Annotated in this window: 10 protein-coding genes; 2 read left to right on the top strand and 8 right to left on the bottom strand. The window is 73.6% G+C overall.

The features are described 5' to 3' along the window. Window positions 1-20: 20 nt before the first annotated feature. The 7 genes from sucD to ICC28_RS10910 all read right to left on the bottom strand — a co-directional run bounded on the left by sucD (window position 21) and on the right by ICC28_RS10910 (window position 9,923). Window positions 21-905, bottom strand: a complete 885-nt coding sequence (sucD, locus tag ICC28_RS10940; RefSeq protein ID WP_188288265.1) for a succinate--CoA ligase subunit alpha — start codon at window positions 903-905, stop codon at window positions 21-23. Between the two features lie 27 nt (window positions 906-932). Then, entirely contained in the window at window positions 933-2,114 is a 1,182-nt protein-coding gene (gene sucC, locus ICC28_RS10935) for an ADP-forming succinate--CoA ligase subunit beta (protein ID WP_188288264.1), read from the bottom strand. A gap of 632 nt (window positions 2,115-2,746) precedes the next feature. Then, window positions 2,747-3,442 carry a hypothetical protein gene (locus ICC28_RS10930; protein ID WP_188288263.1) on the bottom strand — a complete coding sequence of 232 codons (696 nt, stop codon included), beginning with the start codon at window positions 3,440-3,442 and terminating at the stop codon, window positions 2,747-2,749. A gap of 167 nt (window positions 3,443-3,609) precedes the next feature. Further along, window positions 3,610-4,605 (bottom strand): hypothetical protein, encoded by a 996-nt coding sequence (locus tag ICC28_RS10925; protein ID WP_188288262.1) that lies wholly within the window; start codon window positions 4,603-4,605, stop codon window positions 3,610-3,612. 154 nt (window positions 4,606-4,759) lie between these two features. Further along, window positions 4,760-5,935: a VWA domain-containing protein gene (locus ICC28_RS10920; RefSeq protein WP_188288261.1), complete on the bottom strand. Its 1,176-nt coding sequence runs from the start codon at window positions 5,933-5,935 to the stop codon at window positions 4,760-4,762. A 148-nt stretch (window positions 5,936-6,083) separates the two neighbouring features. Next, a complete protein-coding gene (locus ICC28_RS10915) occupies window positions 6,084-8,630 on the bottom strand; it encodes a DUF5682 family protein (RefSeq protein ID WP_223188648.1) in 2,547 nt (848 codons plus the stop codon). A 162-nt stretch (window positions 8,631-8,792) separates the two neighbouring features. Further along, window positions 8,793-9,923, bottom strand: coding sequence for an ATP-binding protein (locus ICC28_RS10910; protein WP_188288260.1), 1,131 nt, complete (start codon window positions 9,921-9,923; stop codon window positions 8,793-8,795). A 133-nt stretch (window positions 9,924-10,056) separates the two neighbouring features. Between ICC28_RS10910 and ICC28_RS10905 the strand changes: the two genes are divergently transcribed. Next, entirely contained in the window at window positions 10,057-11,418 is a 1,362-nt protein-coding gene (locus ICC28_RS10905) for an SWIM zinc finger family protein (RefSeq protein WP_188288259.1), read from the top strand. Between the two features lie 130 nt (window positions 11,419-11,548). After that, complete coding sequence (locus tag ICC28_RS10900) at window positions 11,549-13,177, top strand: DUF5691 domain-containing protein (RefSeq protein WP_188288258.1); 1,629 nt, start codon at window positions 11,549-11,551, stop codon at window positions 13,175-13,177. 101 nt (window positions 13,178-13,278) lie between these two features. Here ICC28_RS10900 and ICC28_RS10895 read toward each other — a convergent pair whose 3' ends face one another. Further along, the gene (locus ICC28_RS10895) at window positions 13,279-13,701 is read right to left on the bottom strand and encodes a cobalamin B12-binding domain-containing protein (protein ID WP_188288257.1); all 423 of its coding nucleotides are present in this window, start codon (window positions 13,699-13,701) and stop codon (window positions 13,279-13,281) included. Window positions 13,702-14,020 lie beyond the last annotated feature (319 nt).

The raw sequence follows: 14,020 nt of genomic DNA, 5'->3' as shown, positions 1-14,020 counted from the left end.
CGGCCTGCGGTGCGACAGGCTCAGGCGCTCAGGATCTCCCGCGCCAGCTTCGCCGTCTCGGTCGGCGTCTTGCCGACCTTGACACCGGCGGCCTCCAGGGCCTCCTTCTTCGCCTGGGCGGTGCCGGACGAACCGGAGACGATGGCGCCGGCGTGGCCCATGGTCTTGCCCTCGGGCGCGGTGAAGCCCGCGACGTAGCCGACGACCGGCTTGGTCACGTTCTTCGCGATGAAGTCCGCGGCCCGCTCCTCGGCGTCGCCACCGATCTCGCCGATCATGACGATCAGGTCGGTGTCGGGGTCGGCCTCGAACGCGGCGAGCGCGTCGATGTGCGTGGTGCCGATGATCGGGTCACCACCGATGCCGACGGCGGTGGAGAAGCCGATGTCACGCAGCTCGTACATCATCTGGTACGTGAGCGTGCCGGACTTCGAGACCAGACCGATGCGGCCCGGCTTGGTGATGTCGCCCGGGATGATGCCGACGTTCGACTGACCCGGGGTGATGATGCCGGGGCAGTTCGGGCCGATGATGCGGGTCTTGTTGCCCTTCTTGCCCGCGTACGCCCAGAACGCCGCCGAGTCGTGCACGGCGATGCCCTCGGTGATCACGACGGCCAGCGGGATCTCGGCGTCGATGGCCTCGACGACGGCGTCCTTGGTGAACTTCTCCGGCACGAAGATGACGGAGACGTTGGCGCCGGTCTTCTCGATGGCCTCCTTGACGGTGCCGAAGACCGGTACCTCGGTGCCGTCGAAGTCCACGGAGGTGCCCGCCTTGCGCGGGTTCACGCCGCCCACGACCTCGGTGCCGTCACCGAGCATGAGCTTGGTGTGCTTCATGCCGGTGGCGCCGGTCATGCCCTGGACGATGACCTTGCTGTCCTTGTTGAGCCAGATAGCCATGGTGTGTTCTGTCCTCGTCCTGAGTGCTTACTTGGCGGCGTGGGCCAGCTCGGCGGCCTTGTCGGCCGCGCCGTCCATGGTGTCGACGCGCTGGACCAGCGGGTGGTTGGCGTCGGTGAGGATCTGCCGGCCGAGCTCGGCGTTGTTGCCGTCGAGGCGGACGACGAGCGGCTTGGTGACCTCCTCGCCGCGGTCCTCCAGGAGCTTCAGCGCCTGGACGATGCCGTTGGCGACCTCGTCACAGGCGGTGATGCCGCCGAAGACGTTGACGAACACGGAGCGGACGTCCGGGTCGCCGAGGATGATCTCCAGGCCGTTCGCCATGACCTGGGCGGAGGCACCGCCACCGATGTCCAGGAAGTTGGCGGGCTTGACGCCACCGTGGCTCTCACCGGCGTAGGCGACGACGTCCAGGGTACTCATGACGAGACCCGCGCCGTTGCCGATGATGCCGACCTCGCCGTCGAGCTTGACGTAGTTGAGGTTCTTCTCCTTGGCGGCGGCCTCCAGCGGGTTGGCGGCGGCCTTGTCGTGGAGCTCCTCGAAGTCCGGGTGACGGAACTCGGCGTTGTCGTCGAGCGACACCTTGCCGTCGAGGGCGATGACGTCACCGGAGGCGACCTTCGCCAGCGGGTTCACCTCGACCAGGAGGGCGTCCTCCTTGATGAAGGTGTCCCACAGCTTGACGAGGACGTTGACGATCTTGTCCTCGACCTCGGCCGGGAACTTGGCGGCCTTGGCGATCTCGCGGGCCTTCTCCTCCGTCACACCGTCGATCGGGTCGATCGGCGTCTTGGCGACGGCCTCCGGACGGGTGGCCGCCACCTCCTCGATCTCCACGCCGCCCTCGACGGAGGCGATGGAGAGGAAGGTGCGGTTGGCACGGTCCAGGAGGAAGGAGACGTAGTACTCCTCCACGATCTCCGGGGCCGTCTCGGCGATCATCACCTTGTGGACCGTGTGGCCCTTGATGTCCATCCCGAGGATGTTGGTCGCGTGCTCCACGGCCTCGTCGACGGTGGCGGCGAGCTTCACGCCACCGGCCTTGCCACGGCCGCCGACCTTCACCTGGGCCTTGACGACGGACTTGCCACCAAGACGCTCGGTGGCTGCGCGGGCCGCCTCAGGCGTGTCGATGACTTCACCGGCCAGCACCGGTACATCGTGCTTGGCGAAGAGGTCCCTCGCCTGGTACTCGAACAGGTCCACGCGCTTCCGTCCCTATCAGTGATCTCGCGGTTCGTTGGATGCGTGGGCGTGCCGCGAAGGGCAACGTGACGTCCGCTGTCACAAGGGAGGCGCACACGGTGTCCGAGCGCGCGGCATGTCCGTCTCGCAGGTTATCGCCGCCGGGCGGACCTCTCTAAATCGCATCTCACACGTGAGCGGTGATACCTGTCACACGATGCCGCCGTCACTGACACCCGGTGCCTGGTGTGAGGGGGGCGGAGGGGGTGGGCAGGCGCGAGACGGGGGTGCGCGGGACCCGGGCTGGGAGCGGTGCGGGAGGGGGCCTCGGCGGGCTGGGAGCGGCGCGGGCGGCGGCCTCGGCGGGCTGGGAGCGGCGCGGGCGGGAGGGCCTCGCCGCGGCTGCGAGCGGTGCAGGCGGGGAGGGAGCCTCACCGCGCTGAGAGCGGCACGGGCGGGAGGGCCTCACCGGGCTGGGGTTGGCCCGGTGAGGCCCCCTTGCGCGGCCCCGGCGGGGCACGAACGGGACGCCCCTGGGGCTTCGGCCGGGCGATCCCCACCCCAATGGGGCCGCCCGGCCCGTCCGTGAGGTCCCGGCCGGACGGTCCGACGGCTTTCGGCCGTCCGGGTGCCGGCGCCTCACGGAGTCGGGGTCAGACGTCGGGGTGCAGGCAGCCCGGGGTGACCGGGTCCGCGACGCCCCGGACGCCGGTCGCGGCGTTGCCGGTCGGCGGGACGGCGCCGTTCAGGTTCTCGGCGAGGGGCGCGGCCCGAGCGGTGACGCCGTCCGCGAACGGGCCGACCTCGCCGACCGCACCGGCGGCGAACGGGCGGACGTCGCCGCCGACGCCGTACGCCGGCGTCCCGGCGCTCCGCGCAACCGGCTGAACGAGGTCCACGACGGGCTCGGCGATGCCCCGGGCGAACGCCGGCACCCGGCCGACGGCGCCCTGCGGGAAGGGGACGGCCTGCCCGGTCACACCGTGCGCGAAGGGGACGGCCTCGCCGTGCAGACCTGCGGCGAAGGGCTGTACGGCGCCCGCGACGCCGTGCGTCGGCGCGCCCGCGTGCACCTGCACCTGCACCTGCACCACGGCCTTCCCCGCGACCGGCACCGCGCGCTGCGCCGCCGTGTGCACAACCGGCCGCACATCGTCGACGGCACCGGTTCCGAGGTCCGGCACGTCGGCGGCGAGCCCTTCGACGGCGTCACCCACCGGGTCGGCCGCATCCGGGACGGAGAGGGTGGAGGAGGGCAGCTCGTCCGCACTGGCGGCGGTGGAACCGAGCACCCGGGCGCCGGTGACTCCGGCGGTTATGACGAGGGAACGGCGGATGTCCTGGTTCATACGTGCGTCAGATCCTTAGAAATTCCGAGACGTCGGAGGCGCGGCCCGGCCCGGCTTCGGCCTGGGCGCGGTCCGAGACATCGGAGAGGAGGGCCGGACAGGGGGTGGACAGACCTGTTTCCGCCGCGCGCGGCAGCTCTACTGCGCGGGAGAGGCCTGCCCCTGCCCTATGCGGGGGATACGGGAATGTCCCGGTACGCGTCCCGGAGGCCGTCCGCCTCGACACGTACGGCGGTGCCGGGCAACAGCCCCAGCGGCACCGTGTGGTTCAGGGCTACGGCATGCGTGTCGCCGTTCCTCGGCGTGCCGCTGTCGGCCGCCGAACGGTTGCCCGGCGCACTCCCCGGGTCCCCGGTCGGTGCCTGCCGCACGGGCGCGTGCTCGACGGACGCGGGCCGATGACCGGCCGCGTGCACCGAGGCTCGGGGCGCGCCGACACCGCGCGCGGAGGATCCCCGCCCGTACGGGCGCGCCGACGCCGTCGCCGTAGAACGCCCGGCGTCTTCCCCGTTGCCCGGCGAGACCGCTGCGGGTCCCGGCTGCGGAGCCGCGGTATCCGGCGCCGGCAGCGTCACTCCCGGCGACGCGGGCAGGTCCGGCAGGTCCGGCAGGTCCGGCAGCCCAGGCTCCGGGAGCGCAGGCAGGCCCGGACTCCCCGGCAGCCCCGGCTCCGGCACCCCCGGCCACGTCGGCGACTCAGGAAGCGACACCGGCGGCAGCGAAGGCAGCGGCGGCAGCTTCTTCATCCTCTCCGCCAGCCCGTCGGTCACCACCCCGACCACCTCGCCCACCGGCCGCACGACACGGTCGTCCACAGCAGGCACCACGACGTCGGTGACGAGGGCGGGAGCGGGAGGTGGGGCATTCCTCAGCTCGTCCGGCGCGCTCACCATCCCGCCGGCGGCCTCCCCGACCGCACCCCGCGCCGACGACCGCAGCCCATCAGCCGGAGCCGACGCCACGCCGCCCCGGGCCGAGGGGGCCGCCGTGGGAACGTCGTCCGCCGCCCGGGCCTGCTGACCACAGAGGACGCCGAGCGCGAACAACCCGCCGACCAGCAGCACCAGCCGCACCAGCCGCAACACCAGCCACGGCGCGCACCGCCCGTCCGCCGCACGCAGGACGCGCACGGCGGCACCGGGCAGGGCGGCTGGCCAGGTCAAGAGGGCAAGGATCCTCTCGTACGGCGGAATCGAACAACGTGGGGAGAGCGGCGTACCGCTGACGCGGCGTCGATCCTCGCACGGCCCGCCCGCGGTTGCGCAAGCCCTCTGCTACCCATGGGTACGCATGTCCGTTTTGACGACCGAACCCGGGTCAACGGGTCGACAAGTCGCTGTCGGGTACCGGAATCGGCCGCTTCTCGATCGCCGCCGCCATCACCTCGGGGAAGAGGTCGGGCGTGCACGCGAACGCCGGTGCGCCCAGCGCCGCGAGCGCCGCCGCGTGCTCCCGGTCGTAGGCGGGCGCCCCCTCGTCCGACAGTGCCAGCAGCGCCACGAACTGCACGCCCGACGCCTTCATGGCCGCCACCCGCTTCAGCATCTCGTCGCGTATGCCCCCTTCGTAGAGGTCGCTGATGAGCACGACGACCGTCTCGGCGGGCCGGCTGATCTGCGACTGGCAGTAGGCCAGCGCCCGGTTGATGTCCGTGCCGCCGCCCAGCTGAGTGCCGAACAGGACGTCCACGGGATCGTCCAGTTGGTCGGTGAGGTCGACGACGGCCGTGTCGAAGACGACCAGCCGCGTGCTGATCGACCGCATGGACGCCAGCACCGCCCCGAACACGGACGCGTACACCACGGACGCCGCCATCGACCCAGACTGGTCGATGCAGAGGACGACTTCCTTCTTCACCGACTGGGAGGCCCGTCCGTAGCCGATGAGCCGCTCGGGCACGACCGTCCGGTACTCCGGCAGGTAGTGCTTGAGGTTGGCCGCGATCGTGCGGTTCCAGTCGATGTCGTGGTGGCGCGGCCGGCTGATCCGCGCGCTGCGGTCGAGGGCGCCGGTGAGCGTGGCGCGGGTGCGGGTGGCGAGCCGCTTCTCCAGGTCCTCGACGACCTTGCGCACCACGGCCCGTGCCGTCTCCTTCGTCGTCTCCGGCATCGCCTTGTTGAGGGAGAGGAGGGTGCCGACGAGGTGCACGTCGGCCTCGACCGCCTCCAGCATCTCCGGTTCCAGCAGCAGCGTGGACAGCCCGAGCCGGTCGATGGCGTCGCGCTGCATGACCTGGACGACGGAGGAGGGGAAGTAGGTGCGGATGTCGCCGAGCCAGCGCGCGACGGACGGCGCCGACGCGCCGAGCCCCGCCGAACGGTCCCTTCCCGCCCGCCCCTTGTCGCCCTTGCCGTAGAGCGCGGCGAGCGCGCCGTCCATCGCCGCGTCCTGCCCGGACAGCGCGCACCCGGTGCCGTCGGCCGCGTCACCACCGAGCACGAGCCGCCAGCGGCGCAGCCGCTCCGCCGCCGGGTCCGTCAGCTCCGTGGTCATCCGCGCACCCCTCCGCCGAGTCGCTCCCACAAGGGGATCACCGGCACGGTCGTCGTCCGGCCCTCCGCCCGCCCCTCACGCCCCTGCCCTCGTCCTGCCGCTTCCGCTTCCCGGGCCGTCTGCCCCGGCTTCCTCAGCGCCTCGGTCGTCATCGCCCCACCCCCGCCGGCTCGTTGTCGGCGTCCCTGTCTTCTGCGTCTTCTTCGTCTTCTTCGTCTTGTTCACCTTGTTCGTCCAGCCCAAGCAGCATGCGCACCACCGGCAGCACGGCGTCCGCCCGCTCGTCGTCGGGCTCGGCGGCGAAGCCCGGTACGCCGTGCCCGCCGGTCCCGGTGCCCGCCCGCGCCCCCGGGCCCCGCCGGACCAGCTCGCCCAAGGTCCGCCGCACACCCGGTTCGTACGCCGAGAAGGTCCGCCGCAGCAGCGGCAGCACGTCCGTGAACGCCTCCGCCGGTACGCCGGTCAGCCAGGCGTCGACCAGCCCGAGCAGCCGTTCGTCGTGCACGAGCAACATGCCGCCGCCCGAGCCGCCGCCGACGAAGCCCTCGATCCACGCGGCCGCGTCCCCCGGCGGCGTGCCCGGCGACAGCACGAGCCCCATGAGCCGCGCCGCCTCCTCCTGCGCCAACTCCCCTTCGTCCAGCAGCAGCCGCACGGCCCGTCCGCGGATCACCCCGGGGACGGTGTCCCGCGCCGACAGCACCCCGAGCACCTCCTGCCAGCGGTGGCGCAGCCGTCCGTGGCCCGGTGCGGGGGCGTCGCCGAGCAGCCCGACCGCGCCGTGCACCGCGTCGACGTGGCGGCGCATCTCCTCGGCGGCGTCCGCGTCCAGTGCGGCGCAGGCCGGGGGCAGGCCGACGAAGACGCGCTCGGCGAGGCCCGCGGCGACCTCCGCGAGCGCTCCCGTGTCCGTGCCGCGCACGTCTCCGTACCGCAGGGAGCGGACCAGGGCCGGCAGTGCCTGGGCCAGGTGGCCGACATCCGTGTCGAGCGCGGCCCGGTCGGCGAGGACGCGCATCACCGTGGGCAGCGCGTCCGTCAGTTCGGCCAGCAGGCACCGCTCGGCGAGCGCGGTGACATCGGCGAGGCCCGCTGCGGAGACGGCGTCCGCCTCGGCCTTGGCGTTCGCCGCGGAGCGTACGGTCGTGCCCCACACCCCGGCCTCGGCGACCCGCACGGCCAGCTCCGGCTCCCAGCGCAGCCGCCAGGTCTCCCGGAACGTCCCCGTGCTGCCCCGGGAGGCGGCCGGCTCTCCCCAGCCGACGCCGAGCAGGCGCAGGCGGTGCAGCAGCCGACTGCGCTCGGCGTCGGTCTCCTTGCGCAGGTCGAGCTCCAGCTCACGCTCCAGCGCCTGCGGCCTGAGCCGCAGCCGGCGCTGGATCCGGTCGAGGTCCCGCTGCAGGGGCACCGCGGGTGCGCCCTGCGGCACCTCCCCCAGCAGGTCGCCGACGACCAGCCGGTCGTGCACCAGGGCCAGCGGCACGTCCGAGCCCTCGCACATCACTGCTCGCACCGCGTCGGTCGTCTCGCTCAGCCCGGGCAGCGGACGGCCGCGCATCACGGCGAGCGTCTCGGCCAGCCGCACCGCCTCGATGACATGCGCGGAGGACACGATCCGGTCCTCGGCCCGCAGCAGCCCTGCCACCTTGGTCAGCCACCGCTCGACGGGCCGGTCCGGGGCGCCGAACAGGTGCCCGTACCACCCCGGCGAGTCGATGCCCGCCCCGTAGCCGCTGGCCCGCGCCAGCCTGCGGTACGTCCACGGCACCCAGGTCATGTCGGCCTTGACCTTGGGCAGTCCCTTCAGCCGGGCCCGGTCGGCGGCGACGGTCGCCCGCTGCCGCAGTGCGGGCACGTGCCAGGCCCCGCAGACGACGGCGACCGCGTCCCCGAACTCCTTCTGCGCGGCCCGCACCTGGAGACGCATGTACGCCTCCCGCACGAGATCCCGCTCGTGGCCCCCGCTGCCGTAGGCCTCCCGCAGCGCCCCCATGGCCTCCTCGATCACCGCGAACGGCGCGAGCGCGTCCCCGTCGCCGGCCCCTCGGTGCTCGACGACGTCCTCCCACCACCGCTCGGGGTCGTCGTAACCGGCGGTCTCGGCGAGCACGGCGAGGGGGTCGACGCGGACATCGGCACCGGCCGCGCAGGCGCCACCGGGTTCCTCCCCCGGCCCACCGGCGGTCCCGTCGCCAGGTTCTTCGCCCGGTCCCACGGCGGTCTCGTCGCCGCCGCGCCCGCCGGGCGGCCCGTCGACCGCCCCCTTCTCGTTCTCCTCCTTGTCCTCCTTGTCCTCCTTGCCCCCCTTGTTCTCCTTGTTCTCGTTGTCCCGATCCCACGCCAGGGTGTGCGTGGCCGGAAGGTCGATGAACCGGGCCGGGACCCGGTGCTCCAGGGCCCAGCGGATCGCGACCCACTCGGGGGAGAACTCGGCCAGTGGCCAGAACGCCGAGCGGCCGGGCTCGTCCACGGCGTGGGCGAGCAGGGCGACCGGCGGGCGCATGTCCTCGTCCGCGGCCAGCGGGATCAGCGCGTCGGCCTCCGGCGGCCCTTCGATCAGCACCACCCGCGGCCGGGCCGCGTCCAGCGCCGCCCGCACGGCCCGCGCCGAACCCGGCCCGTGGTGCCGCACCCCGAGCAGCACCGGCCCGGTCACGGCGCCGCCCCCGCCCGCGCGCTCAGCTTCCGTCGCCATGTCGCCCTCCGCGCCGCCGAGGCCACCGCGTGTCGTCGTCTCCGGTCGGGAGCGGTCCCCCGCCGGCGACGGCGCCACCGTCACGCCCGACTCCCCGTCCCCCTCGCTTCCGCGGCCACCGCGTGTCGTCGTCGCCCCGCGGCCCCCGCTCGGTGTGCGCGCTCACACGCTCACCTCCCGGCAGGCGCGGTAGAAGTCCTTCCAGCCGTCGCGCTCGCGGACGACCGCCTCCAGGTACTCCTGCCAGACGACCCGGTCGGCCGCCGGGTCGCGGACCACGGCGCCGAGGATGCCCGCGGCGACGTCGCCCGGCCGCAGCACTCCGTCGCCGAAGTGGGCGGCGAGGGCGAGTCCGTTGGTGACGACGGAGATGGCCTCCGCCGTGGAGAGCGTGCCGCTCGGCGACTTCAGCTTCGTGCGACCGTCGGAGGTGATTCCGTCGCGCAGTTCGCGGAAGACGGTGACGACCCGGCGGATCTCGTCGATGCCGTCGGGCGCGGCCGGCAGGTCGAGGGAGCGGCCGATCTGGTCGACGCGCCGGGAGACGATGTCGACCTCGGCGTCGACGCTCTCCGGCAGCGGCAGCACGACCGTGTTGAAGCGGCGGCGCAGTGCGCTGGACAGGTCGTTGACGCCGCGGTCGCGGTCGTTGGCCGTGGCGATCAGGTTGAAGCCGCGGATGGCCTGCACCTCCTGGCCCAGTTCCGGTATCGGCAGTGTCTTCTCCGACAGGATCGTGATGAGCGTGTCCTGTACGTCGGCGGGGATACGGGTCAGCTCCTCCACCCGCGCCGTCATGCCCTCGGCCATGGCCCGCATGACGGGGCTCGGCACGAGGGCGTCGCGGCTCGGGCCGTGCGCGAGCAGCTGCGCGTAGTTCCAGCCGTAGCGGATGGCCTCCTCCGGGGTGCCGGCGGTGCCCTGGACCAGCAGGGTGGAGTCGCCGCTGACGGCCGCTGCCAGGTGTTCGGACACCCAGGTCTTGGCCGTGCCGGGCACGCCGAGCAGGAGCAGGGCGCGGTCGGTGGCGAGCGTGGTGACGGCGACCTCGACGAGGCGGCGCGGGCCCACGTACTTCGGGGTGATGACCGTGCCGTCCGGCAGTGTGCCGCCGAGCAGGTAGGTCGCGACGGCCCACGGCGACAGCTTCCAGCGGGCCGGGCGCGGGCGGTCGTCCTGCGCGGCCAGCGCGGCGAGTTCATGGGCGAAGGCGTCCTCGGCGTGCGGTCGCAACGCCTCGGCCGGCTCCTGCTCCGGCATCTGCACGGACGTCGGTTCTACGGACACAGACATGGCAAAGTCCCCCTCCGGTCGGGCCGGTCGGTCTCTGCTGACAACCGTGCACCACGCCACTGACAATCGGCTCTGACCTGTGAAAACGCGCTCGCCGGGGCGATTGTCAGTGGTGGGATCTACCTTCGATGTCATGACTCAGCAGGGGGTGCGCTGGAGCGCGGACCAGGTGCTGGCACTGGCGCCTGACGCCGCGTCACGCAAAGCGGGCAGCAAACTCGGTGCGGCCGGGCCGTGGTCCGAGGCGGGGAGCAGCGACGAGGGGACGGTGTGGGGGCTGTGCAAGGGCAGTGGCAGCAAGCCGTATCAGACGGTCGTCGACATCGCGGACGCGGCCGGTCCCGCGTACAAGTGCAGTTGTCCGAGCCGGAAGTTCCCGTGCAAGCACGCGCTCGGGCTGCTGCTGCTCTGGGCGGGCGGGGACGGAGCGGTGCCGCCGGGGCAGGAGGCGCCGGACTGGGCGGAGCAGTGGCTGGCGGGGAGAAGGAAGCGGGCGCAGGAGAAGCGGACGGCGGCGGGCGCGTCCGGGCCGGGATCCGGTCCGCGTGATCCGGAGGCGGCGCGGCGCCGGGCGGAGCGCCGGGCCGGGCTGGTCACGGCGGGGGCGACGGAGCTGGAGCAGCGGCTGGCGGACCTGCTGCGCGGCGGGCTGGCGGGCGCGGAGCAGGCGGGGTACGGGCTGTGGGAGGAGACGGCGGCCCGCATGGTCGACGCGCAGGCGTCGGGACTGGCGGCGCGGGTGCGGGAGTTGGGGGCCATCCCGTCGTCCGGGCCCGACTGGCCGGTGCGGCTGCTGGAGGAGTGCGCGCTGCTGCACCTTCTCGACCAGGGCTGGCTGCGCCGCGAGCGGCTGCCGGAGGAACTGGCGGCGACGGTCCGGTCCCGGATCGGCCTGCCCACCGCCGCGGACGGCCCGGCGATCCGCGACCGCTGGCTGGTCCTCGCCCAGTACGACACGGCGGACGCCCGTCTGACGACCCGCAGGATCTGGCTGTACGGCACCGGTTCGGACCGTACCGCGCTGCTCCTTTCCTATGGGGCCGCAGGCCGTGCGCCGGAGCTGGCGCTGCCGGTGGGGCTGGTGCTGGACGCGGAGGTGTCCGCCCATCCGGGAGGCGGGCAGCAGCGGGTGTCGCTGGGCGAGCGGTTCGGCGCGCCCGTACCGGGCTCGACGCGTCCGCCGGGGGTGACGACGGCTCGGGCGGCGGCACGCTACGGCGAGGCGCTGCGGGACGATCCCTGGCTGGAGTCGGTGCCGGTGACCCTGGACGGGGTGATACCGGCCCCCGACGGTGACGGCTGGCAGTTGGCGGACGCCGACGCGGACACGGCCCTGCCGCTCACGCCCGCCGCCCTGGCCCGACCGGGCCTGTGGCGTCTGGTCGCCCTGTCCGGCGGCGCGCCCGTCAAGGTCTTCGGCGAGTGCGGGCACCGCGGCTTCACCCCGCTGACGGCCTGGCCGCGGGGAGCGGGCGAGGGGGTGCCGCTGTGCTGAGCCCTCTGTCCATGGCGGCGACAGCGGCTCCCACGGGCCTCGCCTCCCCCGCGCATGTGTCCCGCATCAAGGGACACCCGACACGGATGAGCGTTCAACCACTCCTCGGCACCCCACGGAAGGGAACCTCATGAGCAGGAACTCCGCGGCCCCGTCCGCGCAGGGCGCCTGGGAGGAGCTCGTCACCACCGCGCTGCTCGGCACCGACCGGCGCACCCCGCCGGGCGCCGGACCGGACCGGGAGGCACCGGTGGCGCTGCTGGACGCGGCCGCGCTGGAGACCGTACGGCGGCGAGCCGGGCTGCGGCCTGCGCAGGCGGCACCCCGCCCCGAGCCGGCACCCGAGGATCCGCGGCCGGTGCCACCCGCCGCGGCCGTCCGCAGGCTCGCGCAACTGCTGGCCGACCGTGCGGGAGCGGCGGGCAGCGGGCGCAGAGGCACGGCGCCGGACCTCATGGAGCTGCTGCCGCAGTGGCTCGCGACGGCGAACACGCGCGGGTACGCGGCGCCCCCGCACATGCTCCCCGCGCTGCTGGACGCGGCACGGGGGCGGACGGATCTGCGGCCGGCCGTGCTGAGATTCGCGGGCCCGCGCGCGGTGTGGCTCGCGCGGCTGAACCCGGACTGGCGGTTCGCCCTGCGCGCGACGCCGGGCGGCGGCACCTCGCTGCCCCGCCCGGAGGAGACGGAGAAGATCCAAGGGCTGTGGCAGGAGGGCCTGTTCGCCGAACGGGTAGCGCTGCTGGCCGCGATACGGGCCCGCGAGCCCGCCGCCGCGCGCGAGCTGCTCACGAGCACATGGGCGACGGAGCGGGCCGAGGACCGTCTGATGTTCCTCGACTCGCTGCGCACGGGGCTGAGCCCGGCGGACGAGCCGTTCCTGGAGCAGGCGCTGGCCGACCGCAGCCGCAATGTGCGGGCCACGGCGGCGGAGTTGCTGTCCGCGCTGCCCGGCTCGGCCCTCGCCGCGCGGATGGCGGTCAGGGCCGCGGCGTGCGTGGCCGTCGACCGCACGGCGGACACACCCACGATCACGGTCGAGGCACCGCACGAGTGTGACCCGAGTATGGAGCGCGACGGTGTCGTACCCAAGGCTCCGGCGGGACGCGGGGAACGGTCGTGGTGGCTGGGACAGTTGGTGGAGGCGGCGCCGCTGGGCACCTGGCCGGAGCGGCTCGGCGGCCGGACGGCCGCCGAGATCGTGGCCCTGCCGGTGGCGGACGACTGGCAGGCCGAGCTGCACGCCGCCTGGTGCCGGGCGGCCGTGCGTCAGCGGGACGCCGTCTGGTCACGCGCGCTGCTGGGGACGCCGTCGGCGCCCGAGGCGGGCGGGCCGGGTGCGGTGTCCCTGGCCGAGCGCGCCAAGCTGCTCGGCACGCTGGACGCCGCCGAACGGGCCGACTGGGTGGCCGGTTTCATCGCGGCGCACGGCCTGTCCGAGGCCTTCCAGCTCCTGGGCGTGTGCGCCGTGCCGTGGGCCGCGCCGCTCGGCCGGGCTGTCGTCGACGCGCTCAACATCGCACGGGACGCGGGGAGTTACCCATGGAGCTTCAGCGGAGTGATGGGCCTGGCCGAACGCTGCCTGGACCCGGCCGAGGCACACCGCCTCGACGGCCTGCTGGCCGTGCCGGACGAACCGGAGGACGGCGCGCCGGGGGCCGGGGGGTACTGGGCGGAGGCGTTCCAGCGCCTGGTCACGACGTTGCGCCTGCGGGCTTCGATGATCGAGGAGCTGTCAGCACAGGTCGGCGACGAGTAGCCCGTCCGGCGTTTGAGGACGAGGCCGTTCAGGCCGAGGGTGGTCTGGGGGCGCAGCCCTCCGGGCCGGCAACCCCGGACCACCCGCGCCGGGAGAACAGCTCAGCCCCCGGAGACGCTCGGCTGACGCACGTTGCCCCGCACCCAGTCCACGATCGACTGGGTCGTGGCCCCGGGCGTGAAGATCTCCGCGACGCCCTTCTCCTTCAGCGGAGCGATGTCCGCCTCGGGGATGATCCCGCCGCCGAAGACCAGGATGTCCTCCGCGTCCCGCTGCTTGAGCAGGTCGATCACCGCGGCGAAGAGCGTGTTGTGGGCGCCGGAGAGGATGGACAGCCCGATCGCGTCGGCGTCCTCCTGGATCGCGGTGTCGACGATCTGCTCGGGGGTCTGGTGGAGCCCGGTGTAGATGACCTCCATACCGGCGTCGCGCAGCGCCCGCGCGATCACCTTCGCACCCCGATCGTGGCCGTCGAGCCCCGGCTTGGCCACCACCACGCGGATCGGACCGGCTGCCACACCCATCACTGCCTCCATGAAGCGAATACATCCATCCGTACCGACAAGTACCGCACATCTCACTCGCGCCGTACACGCCGCACACGCCGTGGCACGGACGCCCCGTGCCACACCGCCCGGGGAAGTGAACGAACGTTATCGCCAGCATCCCGCAACCGGCAGTTTCGCGGTGGAGAGCGAGGGGGAAATCACACGGTGGGACACGTTCGCCGCGCACCGTTCCGAATCTCTGCGGCATACGGGCCGCAGCCATCCGCGGCACGCCTGCCACGGCCGGGACACGCGCAACGGGAGCCGCAACGAGGTCGCCGCACGACCGCGCCGC

Source organism: Streptomyces sp. TRM68416 (assembly GCF_014596915.1).
Taxonomy (GTDB): Bacteria; Actinomycetota; Actinomycetes; order Streptomycetales; family Streptomycetaceae; genus Streptomyces.
The sequence above is the reverse complement of the archived record's forward strand: the minus strand, read 5'-3'. Positions and strand labels throughout refer to the sequence as shown.

Excerpts from the sequence above, each read along its gene's own strand:
- sucD (WP_188288265.1), bottom strand. The coding sequence starts at position 905 with ATGGCTATCTGGCTCAACAAGGACAGCAAGGTCATCGTCCAGGGCATG.
- ICC28_RS10930 (WP_188288263.1), bottom strand. The coding sequence starts at position 3,442 with ATGAACCAGGACATCCGCCGTTCCCTCGTCATAACCGCCGGAGTCACC.
- ICC28_RS10905 (WP_188288259.1), top strand. The coding sequence starts at position 10,057 with ATGACTCAGCAGGGGGTGCGCTGGAGCGCGGACCAGGTGCTGGCACTG.
- ICC28_RS10915 (WP_223188648.1), bottom strand. The coding sequence starts at position 8,630 with ATGGCGACGGAAGCTGAGCGCGCGGGCGGGGGCGGCGCCGTGACCGGG.
- ICC28_RS10920 (WP_188288261.1), bottom strand. The coding sequence starts at position 5,935 with ATGACCACGGAGCTGACGGACCCGGCGGCGGAGCGGCTGCGCCGCTGG.
- ICC28_RS10895 (WP_188288257.1), bottom strand. The coding sequence starts at position 13,701 with ATGGGTGTGGCAGCCGGTCCGATCCGCGTGGTGGTGGCCAAGCCGGGG.
- ICC28_RS10900 (WP_188288258.1), top strand. The coding sequence starts at position 11,549 with ATGAGCAGGAACTCCGCGGCCCCGTCCGCGCAGGGCGCCTGGGAGGAG.
- ICC28_RS10910 (WP_188288260.1), bottom strand. The coding sequence starts at position 9,923 with ATGTCTGTGTCCGTAGAACCGACGTCCGTGCAGATGCCGGAGCAGGAG.